This is a genomic window from Nonomuraea sp. NPDC003804 (genome assembly GCF_040610675.1).
In the GTDB taxonomy this organism is placed as follows: Bacteria; Actinomycetota; Actinomycetes; order Streptosporangiales; family Streptosporangiaceae; genus Nonomuraea.
Map to the genome: position 1 here is coordinate 81836 of NZ_JBEXMT010000017.1, position 17423 is coordinate 99258.

A 17423-nucleotide genomic window follows, 5' to 3' on the forward strand; every position below is an offset into this window, starting at 1 on the left:
GCGGCGGGACTTTGGACCCGATCTTTCAGGGCGTTCGGCACGCGCCTGCCATTCCGCGTGGGGACGGTCCGCGGTCTCCGCGACCGAGGGCGATCGGCGGCTGTCACGGGACTTTCGTCCCTAACTCGCGCATAGGGGCGCTGGCAGGCTGGCGGTATGGAACTCGACTCGGCCGGCCTGCAGGTGCTTTCCCACGAGGAGTGCATGCGCCTGCTGCCCTCACGCCCGATCGGGCGGATTGTCTTCACCGACCGTGCCCTGCCTGCTGTGCAGCCGGTCAACTTCTGCCTGGACGGGGAGGACATCGTCATCCGCGCGGCGGCCGGTTCCAAGCTGGCCGCCGCCACCCGCCGTGCGGTCGTGGCCTTCGAGGTCGACGACTTCGACTCCAAGGAGCGGACCGGCTGGTCGGTCACCGTTGTGGGGCCGGCGCGTGTCGCCGACGATCCGGCGCAGATCGCCCGGCTGGAAAGCCTGCCGCTGACGCCGTGGGCGCGCAGCCGCGACCACTTCATCCTCGTCACCACGGTGGAGGCCACCGGCCGACGTATCCGGCAGTCCACCTGACCGTCCAGATCGGGCAAGCAGTTGCCCGGGCGTTGGACGGCCTGCGGCCCGTCAGAGCGAAGAGAACGACCGTGTCCGAACAACCGACGACGGCATCCTCCCCGGACCGCCGCCCGCTCCCCCAACCGAGCGCCGCGCGGCTCCGCGCCCGTCCGGCCGCGGGTCGGCTTCCGATGCTGGCCGGTGCCGTTGTCTCTGTGCTCGCCGGCCTCTACGGTGGACTCGCGCTCCTGCTGCCCGAAGTCCCCGTACCCGAGGCGCTGGCCCGCGAGCACGGGCCGCTGATGGCGTTGGGCTTCCTGGGCACGCTGATCAGCTTGGAGCGCGCGGTGGCACTGCGCCGGTCTTGGGGATACCTTGCCCCCGGCCTGTCGGCGCTGGGTGCGTTCTGCCTGGTGGGCGGCGCTGAGCTGCCGGGGAGGGTGGCGCTGACCGCCGGCGCGGGGTGGCTGGCAGGGGTCTACCTGGCTCTGTTGGGACGACGTCTCAGTCGTGAAACGCTCCTGCAGCTGGGCGGTGCGCTGGCCTGGTACGTTGGCGGGCTGCTGTGGCTGGCCGGCCGCCCGGTACCGGAGCTGGTCGTCTGGTTCGCCGCCTTCCACGTCCTGACCATCGCCGGGGAGCGACTGGAGCTGACCCACGTGGGCGCGCTGCGGCCCGGCGCGGCCCGCGTCCTGACCGGCGCGGCCGCGCTGCTCGGCGTCGGCGCCGCCGGTTCGATCTGGCAGCCCGCCGCGGGCGCGCGGATCACCGGGGCCGGCCTGCTGGCGGTGGCCGTCTGGCTGGCCTGGCACGACGTCGCCCGGCGCACCGTGCGCGCCCGAGGGCTGTCCCGCTACGCGGCCGTGTGCCTGCTGACCGGGTACGGCTGGCTGGCGGTCGCCGGAGCGCTGTGGACGGTTACGGGCCTGGCAGCCGGCTCTTTCCTGTACGACGCGGCACTGCACGCGCTGTTCCTGGGCTTCGTCATGTCGATGCTGTTCGGGCACGCGCCGGTGATCCTGCCCGCCGTGCTGCGGGTCCGCCTGCCGTACCACCCGGTGCTGTACGCGCCGCTGGCGTTGCTGCACGCCTCCGTGGCGGTCCGTGTGGCCGGCGACCTCGCCGGCGCCGGCGAGGTGCGCGCGACCGGGGGCCTGCTCGCCGTGGTCGCTGTGCTCACGTTCGCCTGCTGCGCCGCCGCGGTGGCACTCCGCTCTACGACCGAATGAGCAGCAGGTTGCCGCCCTCGGCCACGCACTCGACCAGCTTGGTGATCAGCTGTTCCGGGCGCTTCCACAGGTCGTCGCCCGCGGTGCAGCCCCAGTTGTCGTCGATCGTGACGCAGGCTTCCCAGGGCACGGGGCTGCCGTCCTCGGCACGGATGCCGTCGACCGGTATCAGCTGCTCCGGGAGGCGAAGTCGCCGCTGTAGTCGGTCGGCGAACCGGTCACGATGGAGCCGGGGCCGCCGCCGTCGGTCTCCAGCCGATTGTCGATCAGCACGGTCGGCTGCAGGTCACGGACCATCGCGATACCGTCCGGGCGAGCCCGCGCGGGTGCGGGGGACGCGGGTCCCCCGCGCCCGGAGTCCTACATCAGCGGCACCGCCCGGTCCAGGGCGGGCGGGGCCACCGGCCCCTGCCGCAGGTAGGCCCGCATGGCCTCGTAGTCGCGGTTGCCGCGCACGGCGTCGGTGTACCCGGCGAAGGCGGTGTAGCCGTCGGCGCCGAGCAGCGTGTAGGCCAGCGCGGCGAGCCGGTAGGTCCTGCCGGTGTCGAGCGGCTGCCCGTTCACGATCACGTCGGCGGGGTTGACCCGGTCCCCGACGGGCCGGTTCGCGGAGTAGGAGAAGCGGACGTTCTTGGACACGGCCAGCGGCGCGAACTTCACGGTGCCGTTGGCCTGCGTCTGCCACTGCTGCTCCAGGGCCTGCTCGATCTGCGAGCCCTTGACCGAGACCGTGAGCACCGGGTTGGCGTAACCCCACGCCGCCCACGACTCGCCCATGAGCACCTGACCGTCGCTGTCGGCGGGGTTGGTGCCCTTGGCGAACCTCAGGTCGCCGCGCAGGGAGTTGGAGCCCTTGGTCGGGGCGGCGGCCACCATGGCCAGGTCGGCCTGGCCGCCCTCGGTTCGCTGCGAGTCGAGGTAGGCCACGTCGGCCACGGTGTTGCCGAGCGTGCTCTGCCCCGTCGCGTCGCGGGTCCTGGTGAGGTCGCCGGTGATGGTCCCGTACGGCTTGGCGTAGGTCTCCTTCTGCTTGGCGTTCCAGTGGTCGACCAGCTTCACCATGGCGGGGTCGGGGGTGACGTCGCGGGTCACGGGGTGGTTGACCGCGGTGGTCTCGGACCTGATGACGTCGCGGGTACGGTGGTCGAGCTTCAAGTTGATCTCGTTGATGAGGCGGCCGTGGTTGGCGGCCTCGACGACAGGGCGGGGGTTACCCGCCGGGTCGGGTAGCGAGCAGGTGAAGTACCAGTGCCAGTGGCCCGTGACGATGACGTCGATGTCGGGCGAGGCGTTGGCGGCGAAGTCCCAGATCGGCCCGCTCTTCTGGTCGGCGCAGCCGTTGTAGTCGTCTCCGGCCTTGCCTCCCTCGTGCACGTTGGCGACGATGGCCTTGACGCGGCTGGCCGACCGAGGTGTCCTACCACGCCGACGAGCCCACGATCGAGTTCCTGAACAAGATCAAGGTGGAGTTCACCACAGTCGGGAACCACGAGCTGGACCGGTCCCTGGAGTTCCTGCGCGACCACATGGGCGAGGGCGAGTGCTTCGGCGAGATCGGGGTCGACAGCTGCTTCACCGACTCCGACGGGCGGCAGTTCCACGGCGCCGACTTCGCCATCTCGACGGCCACGACCCCAAGATCGTGAGCGAGGCGGGCATGTCCGCTCTCGTCACGTCCGAACCCGGCGCGGAGGTCCAGGAGACCCGATACCGCGCCGACGTCTTCGACCAGCCGGGCAGCACCCGCCAGCAGTGGTTCGCCACCCCGAGCACGCCGGGCGCCTCGACGGCCTCCGACAAGCTGTACGCGCTCGGCGGCGACCCGGACGCGGCCCCGCTCCAGCAGCTCGTCATCGGGGTGCCGTGCGCGATCTGCATGCACGACGGCAACCTGTGGGTGACGCCGTCCATGGTCAGCGGGGTCGGGGAACGGCGCGACGACGGCGTCGCGTTCGGCGACCTGGCGCCCCGGTACGACCTGCACCTGTACCGCGACGGCAAGGAGATCCCGAACGCCCCCCTGCCGGGGTTCGACACGCTGCCGCGCTACCCTCTGCCCAAGGAGCAGGGCGTCTACCGGCTGACGGCCAAGAACGACCTGCAGGACATCGAGTGGACGTTCACCGCCCCGCCGGCCAAGGAGCAGCTGAGGCCGGGCTCCAACTGCTACGCCTGGTTCGTGGACGGGCTGGTCGAGCAGTGCCGCACCACCCCGGCGGTCTACGTCAGCTACGACCTCGGTGACAGCCTGTCCGCCGCGAACACCGTCGCGGCCGGGCGCAGGCACACGTTCGAGCTGGAGGCCTACCACGGGCCGTCGGCGGCGACGATGCCGGCGATCTCGGGCGTGCGGCTGTGGACCAGCACCGACGACGGCGCCACCTGGCAGCCCGCCGACCTCAAGCGGAGCCGGGATGGCGTCTACACCGCCGGCGCGAGGTACCCGGCCTACCGCGCCACCAAGGGCGCGGTGAGCCTGAAGGTGGAGGCGTGGGACGCGGCGGGCAACCGCGTCAGGCAGACCACCCTCCGCGCGTTCAACCTCCGCTGACCGAGGGGACCGAGGGGACCGCGGCCACCCGCCCGGCGGCCGCCGGTCGGGCGCGACCCGAGGACCGGGAGACGAGCCTGGGGTGACACGCGCCCTCGGGAGAGCCGGTCGTCACCGGCCGCCGAGGGCGCGCCAGACCAGGGCCGCGGTACGTTCCGGCCAGCGCGGCGGCGGGGTGGACTCGGCCAGTGCGCGGCCGTACCAGCTTCCCGTGCACATGGTGACGGCGACCTCCAGGTCGGCGTCCGCGTCGATGAGGCCGCCGTCCTTGGCGGCCTGGAGGATGGCCAGGAGGCGGCGGCGTCGCGGGGCCACCACGCGGGCCCTGTAGCGGGCCAGGACCTCGGGCTGCGTCGTGTCCTGGAGCATGCTGCCGACGAGCGAGAGCCGGCCTGGCCTGGAGACCCCGCGCTCGAAGTCGGCGAGTTCGGCCACCAGGGCGGTGTAGGGATCCCGCGGCGGGCTCGTTTCCTCCTCCTCGGCCATGCTCGCGACCGCCGCGGCGGCGAGCTCGGCCTTGCCCGGCCAGCGGCGGTACAGGGCTGGACGGGTGGTGCCTGCCTCCTGGGCGACGGCGGCCAGCGACATGCGCTCGTACCCGTACACCGACAGATGCCGTCGGGCGACGGCCAGGATCCGGTCGTCGATGGAGGAGTCCCGCGCTCGTCCGGTCCTTCGTGTCATGATCCAGCCCCTAGTTTCATTACAATGCTGTAATGTAATGAAAGTTCGTCTCGCACCACAGTACTGAAGAAGGTTCTATCGTGGTCATCGAGTACATCCGATACACCGTTCCATCCGACCGGGCCGGGGAGTTCGAGCAGGCGTACAAGACGGCGTCGAGCGTCCTCGACGCCGACCCGCACTGCCTGGCCTACGAGATCGCCCGCGGCGTCGAGGAGCCCGAGCACTACACCGTCCGCATCGAATGGGACTCGGTCGAGGGGCACGAGCAGGGCTTTCGCCGCAGCGCCCGGTTCGGCGAGTTCTTCACCGCGGTCAAGCCCTTCTTCTCGCAGATCGAGGAGATGAAGCACTACACCGCGCTGTTCGGGGCACGATGAGCACGGCCGCCCTGCTGGCGCGGGCGCGCCTGCTCAACCGCGACCTGGCGCCCGGCGAACCGCTGGCCGAGACGGTGATCCGGCCCCTCGCCGCCGCCGTCGAGGAAGCGGCGACGGGACCGGACCGGGAGTCCATGGCGGGGCTCGAGGTCGGGACGGAGCCGGAGGTCGCCGAGACCGGCTCGCCCGCCGAGCGGCTGTGGGAACTGGCCAAGGACGCCACGCAGCTGCGCGCCCGGCCAGGAGCTCCTGAGGGCCTGATCGAGGCCACGGCCGCGTTACAGCACCTGGCCTGCCTGTTCGCGGAGGACCCCGCGGCCATGGCGGCCAGGATCGAGGAACTGGCCGGCCTCCAAGGCGATCTGGAGACACGGATCGACGTCGCGGCCGACGGGCCGTACCTGGTCACCAATCCCACGAAGATCACCAACTGGCTGGGCGAGCCCATCCAGACGTTCCCGCAGATGGCCCTGTGCCGATGCGGCGCCTCCGCCGTCAAGCCGCTGTGCGACGGCAGCCACGCCCGCATCGGGTTCAAGGGCGACAAGGATCCCGCCCGGGTGCCCGACCGGCAGGAGTCCTACGAGGGCGTGCAGGTCACCGTGCTCGACAACCGCGGCATCTGCGCCCACTCGGGCTTCTGCACCGACCGGCTGCCCACCGTGTTCCGGGTTGGTGAGGAGCCGTTCGTGGCGCCCAGCGGCGGCAGGGCCGACGAGATCGTCCGCGCCGTACGGGCCTGCCCGTCGGGCGCGCTGGGGCAGGCGATCGACGGCGGGACGGCTCCCGTCCCGCGACGCGAGCCCGCGATCGAGGTGTCCAAGGACGGCCCGTACCGGATCACCGGCGGCATCCCGCTCGACGGCGACGACTCCAGGGAGCACTACAGCCTCTGCAGGTGCGGCCACTCGCGGAACAAACCCATCTGCAGCGGCATGCACTACCACGTCGGTTTCGCCGACCCGCCGCTCTCCGAGGAGCCCACGCTGTTCGAGTGGGCCGGCGGGCTGCCCGCCCTGACGCGGATGACCCGCATCTTCTACGAGAAGTACGTGCCGCATGACGACCTGCTCGGGCCGCTGTTCGCCCGGATGTCGCCGGACCATCCCCAGCGTGTCGCCGCCTGGCTCGCCGAGACCTTCGGCGGCCCCAAGCTCTACACCGAGCAGTACGGCGGATACGACCACATGGTCGCCGAGCACGCGGGCAAGGCGCTGACCGAACAGTGGCGATCCCGCTGGGCGCAGCTCATCAGCCGGGCCGCCGACGACGCGGGGCTGCCCACCGATCCCGAGTTCCGCGCCGCGTTCGCCGCCTACATCGAATGGGGCTCCAGGATCGCGCTGGAGAACTCGCAGCCCGGCGCGACACCGCCCCCGCACATGCCGGTACCGCAATGGTGGTGGGTGTGCGAGGCCAGACCGGGTTCGCGCGTCTCGGCGCTGGCCCCGCCCGCCGAAAGGACGGAGGTGCGCCTTCCCGCATCGGACGAGCCGGTCGGCTTCGCCGACCACATCAAGCCGCTGTTCCGCGAGATGGACCGCAGGTCGATGAGCTTCGTCTTCGACCTGTGGTCCCACGAAGACGTCGTACGGCACGCCGACGCCATCCTGGCCCGGCTCCGCAAGGGCAGCATGCCCTGCGACGGCGCCTGGCCCGCCGAGCACGTCGACCTGTTCGCCCGCTGGATCGCCGAGGGCCATGCGCCCTGATCGGCGCCGCCTTCCGGCGAGGCTCGCGGACAGGTGCCACCGGAATTCGGCAGGCACGGGCCGCGCCCTACGGGTCATGCGGGGCGGTCGCCGTTGCGGGCCTTGATCGCGAACATGACCGGAGCCGGGCTGCCGCCTTCCGCGAAGCGGTCGAGCGTCAGGCCCGCCTCGAGGAAGGCGTGCAGGAGCTCCGGCAGCGGACGGTGCGTGGCACCGACCTTGTCCCGCACCCCCTGGTCCGTCCACGACGCCTTGGTCCAGTGCCCGTCGAGGTAGCCGGGACGGATCACCACCGCCTCCGGGTCGCCGCGATCGGCGAACCCGCCGCAGAAGCAGGGGTGCACACCGACGTGCACGAACACGCCACCGGGTTGGAGGATCCTGGCGACCTCGCGCAGCACCGCCGGATACCCCGGCATGTCGGTGTGGACCATCATGGCGATGACCGCCGGCACGGCGCCGTCGCGTATCGGCAGCCGCTCGGCGTCGGCGAGCGCGACCGGCAGCCGAGCCCTCGCGTGCCGCAACATCCCCGCGGACAGGTCGAGGCCCACCGGTGTCCAGCCGAGTTCGCGCACCGCGGCGGCGTGCACACCGGTGCCGCACCCCACCTCGACGCAGACCCCGCCGCCCGGCCCGAGCAGATCGCGCAGCGCGCGGCCGAGTCCCCGCGGGTCATCCTGCTGTCTGGCCAGGAACTCCGCTTCGTACCAGTCGGCGATCTCGTCGTACGCTGCTCTGGGCGCCATGATCCGAGTTTGTGCCGGCGATCGGGCGGAGTCGAGGCGACTTCGTCCAGCGCTGAATCGCCTTGGTGGGCCTACATCGAGCGGCCGCTGCCGAGGCGGGGTGTGCGGTGGGGCCCGGTCGGGTGACCAGCTGGTCGATCACCAGCGCAGCTGTCCGGATCTTGACGCGGCTGAACACAGCGGCAGCGCTGCGCCGGCGGGCGACATGGCACCTGCCGCGGTCAGTCCCGGTCGTGGTGGCACACGGCTTCCAGCATGATCCCGAAGGGGTCGAGCCAGAAGGTCGCGTAGTAGGGCGGCGGGTATTCGGGGAAGTGCCGTGGCTCGTGCAGCACCGTGGCGCCGAGCCCGACCGCGCGGGCGTGCACCGCGTCCACGGCCGACCGCGTCTTCACCATGAAGGCGATGTGCTGAAGTCCGGTCCGGTGCCGCGAGTAGTCGCCGTCCCCGAGAGCCCGATAGACGAACAGGTACGTGCCGCGCTTGCCGCCGGCCGGGCTGTAGGAGAACTCGTCGTCGGCGCTGAAGAACTCCTCGAAGCCCACCAGCGGCATGATCTCGTCGTAGTACGCCTTCGCTGTCGGAAGGTCCGGCACGTTGATCCCGATGTGACCGATCACCTGGAGATCGTCCCATGCCTTCCCCGAGGATTCCTCCACCAGCCGGCCGTACGTCAGCGACCACGCCGACCATGCGCCCGGCCGATGTGGCCGCGTCAGTGATGCCGCAAGATCAGGCCGGCCTCGTCGCCGTCGACGGTGAGCCGGGCCGTACCCCCGATCGGGAACGTGGCCAAGGGGTAGGTGTGACCCACGTCGAGGTTGGCGAGGACGGGGACGCCCTCCAGAGACGGCTGGCCGGCGACGATCTGTTCCAGCAGCGGGCGGGTCATGTTGCTGGCCTTCTGGAAGCGCCCTATCGCCAGCCCCCGGATGCCGGCGGCGTCGGGAAGCTGAAGGAGTGAGGTCAGGTCCCTGGCGAAGGTCGCCGGATGCGATTCGAAGTCGTCCTCGACGATCAGGATCGCGCCGTCGAGCGAGGGCATGGAGGGCGTGCCCTGCAGCAGGTTGAGGGTGCAGAGGTTGCCGCCGACGATTCTTCCCTCGGCGGTGCCCGACCGGATCGGCCACCACCCCTCGTTGGGGATCAGGTCACGCTTGTCCTGGTCGAGGAACCACAGATCGTCGCTCCACTCGGCTGCCGGGGTCAGGGTGACCGGAGCGCCGCCGAACACCACGTCGGTGAACCACCGCAGGGTCTGCTCGAAGTGATCGCGCATCCCGAACGTCGACCAGTGCGGCCCCGAGTAGGTGACCAGGCCCGTCCGGGCCAGGATGGCGTTCTGCAGGGCTGTGATGTCGGAGTATCCGCACAGGATCTTCGGGTTGGCGCGGATCAGTTCCCAGTCCAGGAAGGGCAGGAGCTCGTTGCAGTTGTAGCCGCCGATCACCGTCATGATCGCTGCGACCGAGGGGTCCGCGAACGCCTCGTGCAGATCGGCGACCCGAGAGGCGATGCCGGAGGAGTCGAAGGCGTCCCGTTCGTCGACGTGGCGACCATAGGACAGCGTCAGGCCGAGATCGGCGAAGCGGGCTTCGATGATGTCGGTGTGGTCGTGCTCCGTCACCATCGCGCGGGACCTGGCCGGTGCCACCACTCGTATGACGTCGCCTCTGTTCAGCTTGGGCGGGAAGATTGCGTCCATTGCCGGAATCGTAACCGCCTTGCTCGATCAAGTCCGGTCGGCCGGGGCCGGCTCGGTGAGGTGAGGTGAGGCGAGGCCGACCGTGACGCCGCAGGCCAGACCCGCCCCGGGGCCGGGCACCGGCTGCGCGAGCATGGCTCGTCCCGGCGCCGCGCGTACACGCCGGCGGTCCTACGGGGCTTCACGCAGCCTGCCGTCTTCCAGGTGGAGGCAGTGGTCGGCGCGGGACGCGGCCGCGAGGTCGTGGGTGGCCTGGACGACCGTGATGCCGGAGGCGGCCACCTCGCTGATGACGCCGGCGATGCGCCGCTGGGCCGCCGCGTCGAGTCCCGACTCGGGCTCGTCGAGGAGGAGCAGGTCGGGCTCCTGCGCCAAGCCCTGGGCGACGAGCACCCGCTGCCGCTGACCGCCCGACAGCTCGCCGAGCGGACGCCTGGCCAGGTCGAGCACGTCCAGCCTGGCCATGCAGTCGTCGACGACCGCCCAGTCGTGACGTGACAGGCGCCGCCAGGGACCACGGTGGCTCCAGCGTCCCATCGCCACGGTCTCGCGCACGGTGATCGGCAGGGTGTCGGAGACGGCGCTGCGCTGCACGACGAAGCCGATCCGGCGGCTGGCGTGCTCGATCGAGCCCGCTGAAGGCTTGACGACTCCGGCCAGTACGGCAAGCAGTGTCGACTTGCCTGAGCCGTTCTGCCCGACGACGGCTGTCACGGCGGCGCCGGGCAGGTTCGCCGTGATCTCGTGCAGCACCGTCCGGCGCCGGTAGCCGGCGCTCAGGGCGCGCAGGGCGACTGTCACATCAACCTCCTTGAAATCGATAACGGTTTTCATTGTAGGGTGTGTCGCCATGGAATACCTCCTTGATCCGTTTGAGGTGGCTTTCGTGCGTCATGCCCTGTGGGCCGGAGTCCTGGTCTCGTCGATCTGCGCGCTGGCCGGCACCTGGGTGGTGTTACGCGGCATGGCCTTCCTGGGCGACGCGATGTCGCACGGCATGCTGCCCGGCGTGGCGCTCGCCTCGCTGACCGGCGGCAACCTGCTGGCCGGCGCCGCGCTCAGCGCGGGCGCGATGGCGCTGGGAGTGACGGTGCTGAGCAGGTCGCCGCGCCTGTCCCAGGACACGAGCATCGGACTGCTGTTCGCCGGCATGCTCGCCCTGGGAGTGATCATCGTCTCGCACGCCGAGTCCTTCGCCGTCGACCTCACCGCGTTCCTGTTCGGCGACGTCCTGGCGGTCAGGGCACAGGACCTGCGGCTGCTCGCGGCCGCGCTGGTGATCGCCGTCGCGCTCGCCGTGCTGGGGCACCGCTGCTTCGTCGCCCTGGCCTTCGACCCGCGCAAGGCGTCCACGCTGGGTCTGCGCCCACGCCTGGCGCAGGCGTTGCTGGTCGGGCTGGTGACGCTGGCCATCGTGGCCTCCTTCCACGTGGTCGGGACCCTGCTGGTGTTCGGCCTGCTCGTCGCGCCGCCCGCGGCCATGGCACTGTGGGCGCGACGCATCCCGGTGATCATGCTGGGTGCGGCGCTGATCGGTGCCCTGGCCACGGTGTGCGGGCTCGTGCTCTCGTGGCACCTGGGCACCGCGGCGGGCGCCACGATCGCCGCCGTGGCCGTGGCCCTGTTCTTCGCATCGGCGCTGACCTCGAGCCTGCGTCCGGGGCTCCCCGCGCGCCCGCGTCCGGGGCGGTCGGCATGAGGCGGCAGACGGCGACGCCGTCCGCCGACCGCACGCCCGGGTCCACGACATCCGGCGCGCCCGCACTCCAGGCAGGCCGCGGCCGCGCGTCCGGGCGCGGAGAAGGCCGTGGAGAAGGCCGTGGAGAAGGCCGGGGCCGTGGAGGAGGCCGTGGAGGAGGCAGGGAGGTGTTCGTCGCGCTGGCCGTGATCGCGGTGGCCGGTTGCGCCGAGCACACCGTGCGCGAGGAGACGCACGAGGCGGTGCCGCACGGGTACGTCGCAGGCGCCGAGGAGAGCGCCGAGGCGCAGTCGCGGCTGGTGCTGGCCGACAGCGGAACGGGCGGCGTGCGCGTCCTCGACCTGATCACCGGCGAGGTCGAGAGTCTCGGCACCGTCAGGGACGTCGGGGCGATCACCGGGGACGGCCGCTTCGCCTACCTGTCCACGCCGGCGGCCACGCACATCGTGGACAGCGGCGCCTGGACCGTGGACCACGGCGACCACGTCCACTACTACCGGGCGCGGCCACGGCTGGTCGGAACCGTCTCCGGAGGCGGACGGCCGGCCGCCGCCGGAGACACCGCCGTCACCGCGCTGTCCTTCGCCGATGGCGGCGCGCTCGTTCTCGACCGCGCCCGCCTGGAGAAGGGCGAGGTGACGCACACGAGCCAGGCCGGTGCTGTGCTGGCGGTGCCGTACGCGGAGCGGCTGCTGGTCGCGCGGGGCGACGCGGTCGAGGTGCGCCGCCGGGACGGCGCGCCCGTCGCCAGGCTGGCCGAGCCGTGCCGCGAGCCACGAGGGCACGCGGTGACGCGACGCGGGGCGGTGCTCGGCTGCGCGGACGGTGCCCTGCTGATCAGCGGGAACGTCACAGGGAAGGGCGGCTTCACCGCTGAGAAGATCGGGTACCCGGCGAAGGCGCCGCGCGCCACCGCGTTCAGTCACCGGCCGGGCAGTACGACGCTTGCCGCGCGGGCCGGCACCAGGGGGACCTGGCTGCTCGACGTCTCCGCGAAGGCGTGGAAGTTCCTCGAGACCGGCCCGATGGTGGCGGTCAACACGGCAGGGGCGGGCTCGCCGGTACTGACGCTCGACGCCGGTGGCGTGCTGCACGCCTTCGATCCGGGATCCGGCAAGCGGATCGCGAGCACCAAGCCGCTGAGCGGCGGCGGAGGCGGGTCCATCCAGGTGGACACCACCCGCGCCTACGTCAACGACCCGGCCGGGCGGGCCGTGCACGAGATCGACTACAACGACCGCCTGCGCCGCGCCCGCACCTTCACCCTCGACTTCCGTCCGACGCACATGGTGGAGACCGGCCGATGACCAGGATTCCCCTGTTCGCCACGCTCCTGACGCTGGTCGCCGTGCTCCTGACGGGCTGCGACGGCGGCGCGCGCTCGGGCGTCGTCGTCACCACGAACATCCTCGGCGACGTCACCCGCCAGATCGTCGGCGCCGAGGCCACGGTGAGCGTGCTGATGAGGCCGGACGCCGACCCGCACTCCTTCGGCGTCTCGGCGCGGCAGGCCGCGCGGATCGAGCGGGCGGCGCTGCTCGTCTACAACGGTCTCGGCCTGGAGGAAGGCGTGCTGCGCCACGTCCAGGCGGCGCGTGAAGCCGGGGTGCCGTCGCTGGCCGTGGGCGAGCGCGTCGACCCGCTCCGTTACCGGGCCGACGGCCAGTCCGGGCAGCTCGACCCGCACTTCTGGACCGACCCCCGCCGGATGGCCAGGGCCGTCGACCTGATCGCCGAGCGAGTCATCGCGGAGGTCGAGGGCGTCGACGCCTCCGCTGTACGCGCGAACGCGGCCGCTTACCGCAGGCAACTGGAGGAGCTCGACGCCTGGATGGCGGCCCGGTTCGCGGCCATCCCGCCCGAGCGGCGAAAGCTGGTCACCAACCATCACGTCTTCGGCTATTTCGCCGAGCGCTACGGCTTCACCGTCGTCGGCGCCGTGATCCCCAGCGGCACCACGCTCGCCTCCCCCAGCGCCTCCGACCTGAAGTCGCTGTCGGACGCGGTCCGCGCGGCCGGTGTGCCCGCGGTCTTCGCCGACTCCTCGCAACCCGACCGCCTGGCCCGGGTCATGGCCGAGCAGGCCGGGCTGCGGGTGCGGATCGTCGAGCTGGTCTCCGAGTCCCTCACCGACGCCCAAGGAGGCGCCCCCACGTACACGCAGATGATGCGCGCCAACGCCACAGCCATCGCCGACGCTCTCACTCACTGAAGGAAGACATGCGAATCACGATCCCCGCCCTGCTCACCGCCGGCCTCCTGGTGTCGGCCTGCGCGGCGCGGCCGGCCGCCGCGCCGGTGGCCGCGCCCGCATCGGCCACCCCCACGCCGCCCAGCCCGGCGCTGACCGTGGCCGACCCGCTGGTCGTCACCTTCGACGGCGGCCTGCACGTGCTCGACGGGCAGACGCTCGAGCTCGCCAGGACCATCCCGTTGCCGGGCTTCAACCGTGTGAACCCGGCGGGTGACGGTCGCCACGTGCTCGTCTCGACGGCCACCGGGTTCCGCGTGCTCGACGCGGTCTCCGCGGAGCTGACGCCGGACGAGTTCGCGGGCGCCAAGCCAGGCCACGTCGTCCGGCACGCGGGCCGTACCGTGCTGTTCTCCGACGGGACCGGGCAGGTCATCAGCTTCGACCCGCGGCGACTCGGCGACGGCCTGCCGCCGAGCAGCGTGTACAAGGCGGCGGCCCCGCACCACGGCGTCGCCATCCAGCTGGAGAACGGCGAGCTCGTGGTCACGCTCGGCACGGAGGAGAAGCGGCTCGGCATTCTCGTCCTCGACCGCGAACGCAAGGAGATCGCCCGCAGCGAGAACTGCCCTGGCGTGCACGGCGAGGCCACCGCCGAGAACGAGGCCGTGGTGATCGGCTGCGAGGACGGCGTGCTGCTGTACAAGGACGGCGAGATCACCAAGATCCCCAGCCCGGACGAGTACGGCAGGATCGGCAACCAGGCTGGCTCCGACACCTCGCCGATCGTGCTGGGCGACTACAAGAAGGACCGCGACGCCGAGCTGGAACGGCCGGAGCAGGTCTCGCTGATCGACACCGAGAAGGGCGCGCTGAAGCTGGTGCCGCTCGGCACCAGCTACACGTTCAGGTCGCTGGCCCGCGGCCCGGAGGGCGAGGCGCTGGTGCTCGGCACCGACGGAGCCGTGCACGTGATCGACCCGGTCAAGGGCACGGTCGTGGAGAAGATCAAGGTCATGGGCGCGTGGACGGAGCCGCTGGAGTGGCAGCAGCCCCGTCCGGCCATCCACGTGCGGGGCGGCACCGCCTACGTGAGCGAGCCCGCGGCCAGGCGGCTGCACGCCGTCGACCTTCCCACGCGCAAGGTCGTCAGGTCGGTGACGCTCCCTGACGCCCCGAACGAGCTGGCCGCCGGCTGCGTCGACCCGCAGGGCTGCTGACTGCTCCTGCTTCCGTCGGGCTGAGGTGGTCGAGCGCTGATGCCGCCTTCTGATGTCGTAGCGGGTGTCGGCGCGGATGCGGTGGACCGGAGAAGGCCACCGCCGGTCCCGCACTGGTCGTCGCGTCGCCGTACGACCAGTGCAGGAAGTGCCTGTGGGAGACCTGTCGGCCCGGGCATGCGGGGTCGGCGAGCAGCCCATTCCGCGGCTTCCGGCGAACTGCACGTGCTCGCGGAAGAATTCGTCGTGGTCCACGGTCATGCCCGCCGGTGGGACTTCGTCGCCCTCGGTGACGGCGGCTACCGCTGGTTCCTCGCCGTCAGGCTTGGCGGGCGTAGGACGCGAGGCGATCGGCGAGCGCGATGACGAGGTCGCGCAGTTCATCGGGGCGCTCGATGACGAACGGACAGTCGAGTGAGGCGAGTGCCGGAGGCAACCAGTCGAGCCGCTCCGCCCGTAGTTCGACGCGCAGCCAGCGCTCGGTCGCCCGGTCCTTGTCTGCCGTGGGCGCGTGCTCCTCCAGGCTCGCGACGCTGGCGGGAAGGTGGGCGCGGATCTGCTCAACTGTCCCGTGGATCCGCAAGGTCACCTCATGCCGGTACTCAGCCGTGGCGAACCCTGACAACACGCGCTGCGCCGGATCGGGACCCACGGGCGCCTCGAATGAGCCGGGCAGGGTCCTCGCGTCTGCGATGCGATCGAGCCGGAAGGTTCGGTCCTCGCCGATGTCGGGGTCCTTGCCCGTGACGTACCACCGGCCCGCGTGAGCGACGACCCCGTACGCGTGCAGCGTGCGTTCGCTGCGCCGTCCTTCGCGGTCGGTGTAGCGGATCGAGACCGGTCGGCGGTGGCGCACCGCATCGGCGATGGTGAGCAGGACTCCAGCGTCCGGGGTGGCGAACTCACCGGGCTGATCCGTGAAGGCGAGAGCCTCCAGGAGCGTGTCCAGCCGACGGGCGAGGTGCTTGGGCAGCACCCGCCGGATCTTCGCCGATGCCGTCTCGCTTGCCGTGTGCTGCGTCGTCGTCAACCCTGCTCGGCGGCCGGCGACCAGGCCGAGCAGCACGGCCAGCGCCTCGTCGTCGCTGAGCATGAGCGGAGGCAAGCGGTACCCGGGGGCGAGCCGGTACCCACCGTAGCGGCCGCGCACCGATTCCACGGGCACGTCCAGGTCGATCAGCTGGTCCACATACCGCCGCACGGTGCGCCCTTCGACGCCGAGCCGGTCGGCGAGTTCGGCCACCGTCCGGGTGCCGCCCGACTGCAGCAGCTCCAGGAGTGTCAGCACGCGGCCGGCGGGTCGAGGCATGTTCGCAGCCTAACGCGAATACAGGACTGATTCTGTCCAGTATTTCTCCTAGCCTGCGACGTGCACGCCTCCATCACAGCCAAGGAGATCCCCATGGACTTCGTCTCGATCCGCATCATCACCAGCGACGTAGCGCGCCTCGTCGAGTTCTACGAGCGAGCCACGGAGGTGCAGGCGATGTGGGCCACCGAGGACTTCGCCGAACTCAAGACCGCGGGCGCCACCCTCGCGATCGCCGGCACCCGCACCGTCCCTCTGTTCGCCCCGGGCTCTGCCCGCCCGGCGGACAACCACAGCGTGATCACCGAGTTCCTCGTCGACGACGTGGACCGCGTTCACCAGAACCTGACCGGCTTCGTCACCGACTTCGTCAGCGAGCCCACCACGATGCCCTGGGGCAACCGGTCGCTGCTGTTCCGTGACCCCGACGGCAACCTCGTCAACTTCTTCACCCCCGTCACCCCGGCGGCCATCGAAAAGTTCGCACGCTGACGCCACGCACAGCCGCTCACGCGGGCTGCCGAGGCCGGGCTATCGCGCCGCTGCCTGGCCAAGTGGTACGCCCGCTGGCGCGCGCACGGCGAGAACGGCCTGCTCGACCACTCCTCCCGCCCCACCAGCAGCCCCGCCCGCACCCCCGAGGGCATCGCTGACCTGGTGGAGGCATTGCGGCGGCAGACCCGCACCCTGGCCCGGGAGTGGGCCTATGTCCGCGACTACACCTCCGAGCACGAACGCCGCGTTGCCCTCGCAAATTTTCTGAACTACTACAACCACGAGCGGCAGCACGCCGCCCTGGGCGGGAAGCCACCGATCAGTCGAACCATCGGCAGCGACTACCGCGTCGTCTTCGATCAGCCGCCGGAGCCGCTCGACACCGTCCCGCAGCAACTGACGTTCGAGGACATCGTGGAACCAACCTCCTGAGACACCACACCTAGTCCTCAAAGGGGACAAACTTGGCGAGCGAAGTCCAGTCCAGCGGACGCACGATCGCGGCCAGGCGGGCGAAGGGATCCTGCGCAGCCGTTTGGAACCACATCACCGAGAGCACCGTATGTCCAGGCTCTGCAATGTCCTCGGGCTTCCACCATGACGTCAGTCGAGCGTGAACCGTCTCTCGCGGCAGCCACTCCTCGACCCGCCCCTCTGTATCGGCTCGGAGCTTGTCGAGATCGTGCACATACAAATGCGGCGTCGCCGCCATCGCTCGATGCCCATCAGACGAAAGCGACGGTGTAGGTGCGGCGTCCCTTCGAGCACACTTTCACGGTCGTCACTTACCGTGAGCGCGCGAAGCTCGGCATGTACTGGTCCCACTTGATAGCTACGCAACTCGTCATTCCTCATCTGGATCATGGCCAGAGGGTAGACGTGTCCGACAGGCGGACCAAACGACTTTCGTAACACGTCTGCCACGACGAGGCGGCCACGGCCGTCCGGAT

At 71.1% G+C, this 17423-nt stretch carries 21 protein-coding genes and 2 pseudogenes; 13 read left to right on the forward strand and 10 right to left on the reverse strand.

All coding sequences use genetic code 11. The features are described from left to right. Positions 1-156: 156 nt before the first annotated feature. On the forward strand, positions 157-567 hold the full coding sequence (locus ABZX22_RS23565; RefSeq protein ID WP_354912653.1) for a pyridoxamine 5'-phosphate oxidase family protein: 411 nt from the start codon (positions 157-159) through the stop codon (positions 565-567). A gap of 197 nt (positions 568-764) precedes the next feature. Beyond that, positions 765-1778, forward strand: coding sequence for a hypothetical protein (locus tag ABZX22_RS23570; RefSeq protein ID WP_354912655.1), 1014 nt, complete (start codon positions 765-767; stop codon positions 1776-1778). Here ABZX22_RS23570 and ABZX22_RS23575 read toward each other — a convergent pair. The 3 genes from ABZX22_RS23575 to ABZX22_RS23585 form a co-directional block, all read right to left on the reverse strand. Beyond that, entirely contained in the window at positions 1765-1908 is a 144-nt protein-coding gene (locus ABZX22_RS23575; RefSeq protein WP_354912657.1) for an alpha-L-fucosidase, read from the reverse strand. The two genes, ABZX22_RS23570 and ABZX22_RS23575, sit on opposite strands and share 14 nt — an antisense overlap. Positions 1909-1946: 38 nt before the next feature. Then, positions 1947-2075 (reverse strand): hypothetical protein, encoded by a 129-nt coding sequence (locus tag ABZX22_RS23580; protein ID WP_354912659.1) that lies wholly within the window; start codon positions 2073-2075, stop codon positions 1947-1949. A 63-nt stretch (positions 2076-2138) separates the two neighbouring features. Continuing rightward, positions 2139-3152, reverse strand: coding sequence for a 5'-nucleotidase C-terminal domain-containing protein (locus tag ABZX22_RS23585; RefSeq protein ID WP_354912661.1), 1014 nt, complete (start codon positions 3150-3152; stop codon positions 2139-2141). 38 nt (positions 3153-3190) lie between these two features. Here ABZX22_RS23585 and ABZX22_RS23590 point away from each other — a divergent pair, with 38 nt between their 5' ends. Then, complete coding sequence (locus tag ABZX22_RS23590) at positions 3191-3424, forward strand: hypothetical protein (protein WP_354912663.1); 234 nt, start codon at positions 3191-3193, stop codon at positions 3422-3424. A gap of 11 nt (positions 3425-3435) precedes the next feature. Next, the gene (locus ABZX22_RS23595; protein WP_354912665.1) at positions 3436-4329 is read left to right on the forward strand and encodes a hypothetical protein; all 894 of its coding nucleotides are present in this window, start codon (positions 3436-3438) and stop codon (positions 4327-4329) included. Between the two features lie 111 nt (positions 4330-4440). Here ABZX22_RS23595 and ABZX22_RS23600 read toward each other — a convergent pair whose 3' ends face one another. Beyond that, complete coding sequence (locus tag ABZX22_RS23600) at positions 4441-5013, reverse strand: TetR/AcrR family transcriptional regulator (RefSeq protein WP_354912667.1); 573 nt, start codon at positions 5011-5013, stop codon at positions 4441-4443. Between the two features lie 80 nt (positions 5014-5093). Here ABZX22_RS23600 and ABZX22_RS23605 point away from each other — a divergent pair, with 80 nt between their 5' ends. Together ABZX22_RS23605 and ABZX22_RS23610 are read left to right on the forward strand one after the other, a co-directional pair. Beyond that, positions 5094-5393, forward strand: a complete 300-nt coding sequence (locus ABZX22_RS23605) for an antibiotic biosynthesis monooxygenase family protein (RefSeq protein WP_354912669.1) — start codon at positions 5094-5096, stop codon at positions 5391-5393. Continuing rightward, positions 5390-7105: a CDGSH iron-sulfur domain-containing protein gene (locus ABZX22_RS23610; protein WP_354912671.1), complete on the forward strand. Its 1716-nt coding sequence runs from the start codon at positions 5390-5392 to the stop codon at positions 7103-7105. Before ABZX22_RS23605 ends, ABZX22_RS23610 begins: the two co-directional genes overlap by 4 nt. A gap of 74 nt (positions 7106-7179) precedes the next feature. Here ABZX22_RS23610 and ABZX22_RS23615 read toward each other — a convergent pair whose 3' ends face one another. From ABZX22_RS23615 to aztA, 4 genes are all read right to left on the reverse strand, one after another. Beyond that, positions 7180-7854 carry a methyltransferase domain-containing protein gene (locus ABZX22_RS23615; protein ID WP_354912673.1) on the reverse strand — a complete coding sequence of 225 codons (675 nt, stop codon included), beginning with the start codon at positions 7852-7854 and terminating at the stop codon, positions 7180-7182. A 221-nt stretch (positions 7855-8075) separates the two neighbouring features. Beyond that, positions 8076-8474, reverse strand: a complete 399-nt coding sequence (locus ABZX22_RS23620; RefSeq protein WP_354912675.1) for a VOC family protein — start codon at positions 8472-8474, stop codon at positions 8076-8078. 95 nt (positions 8475-8569) lie between these two features. Then, positions 8570-9559 (reverse strand): S66 peptidase family protein, encoded by a 990-nt coding sequence (locus ABZX22_RS23625; protein ID WP_354912677.1) that lies wholly within the window; start codon positions 9557-9559, stop codon positions 8570-8572. Positions 9560-9730: 171 nt separating this feature from the next. Beyond that, entirely contained in the window at positions 9731-10360 is a 630-nt protein-coding gene (gene aztA, locus ABZX22_RS23630) for a zinc ABC transporter ATP-binding protein AztA (RefSeq protein WP_354912679.1), read from the reverse strand. 49 nt (positions 10361-10409) lie between these two features. On the opposite strand from aztA, the gene aztB reads away from it, so the two are divergent. The 4 genes from aztB (at position 10410) to aztD (ending at position 14669) form a co-directional block, all read left to right on the forward strand. Further along, a complete protein-coding gene (gene aztB / locus ABZX22_RS23635) occupies positions 10410-11258 on the forward strand; it encodes a zinc ABC transporter permease AztB (protein ID WP_354912681.1) in 849 nt (282 codons plus the stop codon). Between the two features lie 167 nt (positions 11259-11425). After that, positions 11426-12565 carry a hypothetical protein gene (locus tag ABZX22_RS23640; protein WP_354912683.1) on the forward strand — a complete coding sequence of 380 codons (1140 nt, stop codon included), beginning with the start codon at positions 11426-11428 and terminating at the stop codon, positions 12563-12565. Then, positions 12562-13470: a zinc ABC transporter substrate-binding protein AztC gene (gene aztC / locus ABZX22_RS23645; protein ID WP_354912685.1), complete on the forward strand. Its 909-nt coding sequence runs from the start codon at positions 12562-12564 to the stop codon at positions 13468-13470. The genes ABZX22_RS23640 and aztC overlap by 4 nt, the downstream gene beginning before the upstream one ends. Before the next feature lie 8 nt (positions 13471-13478). Next, the gene (gene aztD, locus ABZX22_RS23650; protein WP_354912687.1) at positions 13479-14669 is read left to right on the forward strand and encodes a zinc metallochaperone AztD; all 1191 of its coding nucleotides are present in this window, start codon (positions 13479-13481) and stop codon (positions 14667-14669) included. A 319-nt stretch (positions 14670-14988) separates the two neighbouring features. On the opposite strand, the gene ABZX22_RS23655 is transcribed toward aztD, so the two are convergent. Next, complete coding sequence (locus ABZX22_RS23655; protein ID WP_354912689.1) at positions 14989-15957, reverse strand: YafY family protein; 969 nt, start codon at positions 15955-15957, stop codon at positions 14989-14991. 114 nt (positions 15958-16071) lie between these two features. Here ABZX22_RS23655 and ABZX22_RS23660 point away from each other — a divergent pair, with 114 nt between their 5' ends. The 3 genes and pseudogenes from ABZX22_RS23660 to ABZX22_RS23670 all read left to right on the forward strand — a co-directional run. Further along, positions 16072-16470 carry a VOC family protein gene (locus tag ABZX22_RS23660; RefSeq protein WP_354912691.1) on the forward strand — a complete coding sequence of 133 codons (399 nt, stop codon included), beginning with the start codon at positions 16072-16074 and terminating at the stop codon, positions 16468-16470. A 9-nt stretch (positions 16471-16479) separates the two neighbouring features. After that, positions 16480-16632, forward strand: a pseudogene (locus tag ABZX22_RS23665) (leucine zipper domain-containing protein); the annotation flags it as partial. Between the two features lie 27 nt (positions 16633-16659). Next, a pseudogene (locus ABZX22_RS23670) lies at positions 16660-16800 on the forward strand (integrase core domain-containing protein); the annotation flags it as partial. 115 nt (positions 16801-16915) lie between these two features. On the opposite strand, the gene ABZX22_RS23675 reads toward ABZX22_RS23670, so the two are convergent. After that, positions 16916-17185: a hypothetical protein gene (locus tag ABZX22_RS23675; RefSeq protein WP_354912693.1), complete on the reverse strand. Its 270-nt coding sequence runs from the start codon at positions 17183-17185 to the stop codon at positions 16916-16918. Positions 17186-17423: the final 238 nt, after the last annotated feature.

Excerpts from the sequence above, each read along its gene's own strand:
- ABZX22_RS23625 (WP_354912677.1), bottom strand. The coding sequence starts at position 9,559 with ATGGACGCAATCTTCCCGCCCAAGCTGAACAGAGGCGACGTCATACGA.
- aztD (WP_354912687.1), top strand. The coding sequence starts at position 13,479 with ATGCGAATCACGATCCCCGCCCTGCTCACCGCCGGCCTCCTGGTGTCG.
- ABZX22_RS23580 (WP_354912659.1), bottom strand. The coding sequence starts at position 2,075 with ATGGTCCGTGACCTGCAGCCGACCGTGCTGATCGACAATCGGCTGGAG.
- ABZX22_RS23615 (WP_354912673.1), bottom strand. The coding sequence starts at position 7,854 with ATGGCGCCCAGAGCAGCGTACGACGAGATCGCCGACTGGTACGAAGCG.
- aztC (WP_354912685.1), top strand. The coding sequence starts at position 12,562 with ATGACCAGGATTCCCCTGTTCGCCACGCTCCTGACGCTGGTCGCCGTG.
- ABZX22_RS23660 (WP_354912691.1), top strand. The coding sequence starts at position 16,072 with ATGGACTTCGTCTCGATCCGCATCATCACCAGCGACGTAGCGCGCCTC.
- ABZX22_RS23600 (WP_354912667.1), bottom strand. The coding sequence starts at position 5,013 with ATGACACGAAGGACCGGACGAGCGCGGGACTCCTCCATCGACGACCGG.
- ABZX22_RS23565 (WP_354912653.1), top strand. The coding sequence starts at position 157 with ATGGAACTCGACTCGGCCGGCCTGCAGGTGCTTTCCCACGAGGAGTGC.
- aztB (WP_354912681.1), top strand. The coding sequence starts at position 10,410 with ATGGAATACCTCCTTGATCCGTTTGAGGTGGCTTTCGTGCGTCATGCC.
- ABZX22_RS23595 (WP_354912665.1), top strand. The coding sequence starts at position 3,436 with ATGTCCGCTCTCGTCACGTCCGAACCCGGCGCGGAGGTCCAGGAGACC.
- ABZX22_RS23610 (WP_354912671.1), top strand. The coding sequence starts at position 5,390 with ATGAGCACGGCCGCCCTGCTGGCGCGGGCGCGCCTGCTCAACCGCGAC.
- ABZX22_RS23675 (WP_354912693.1), bottom strand. The coding sequence starts at position 17,185 with ATGGCGGCGACGCCGCATTTGTATGTGCACGATCTCGACAAGCTCCGA.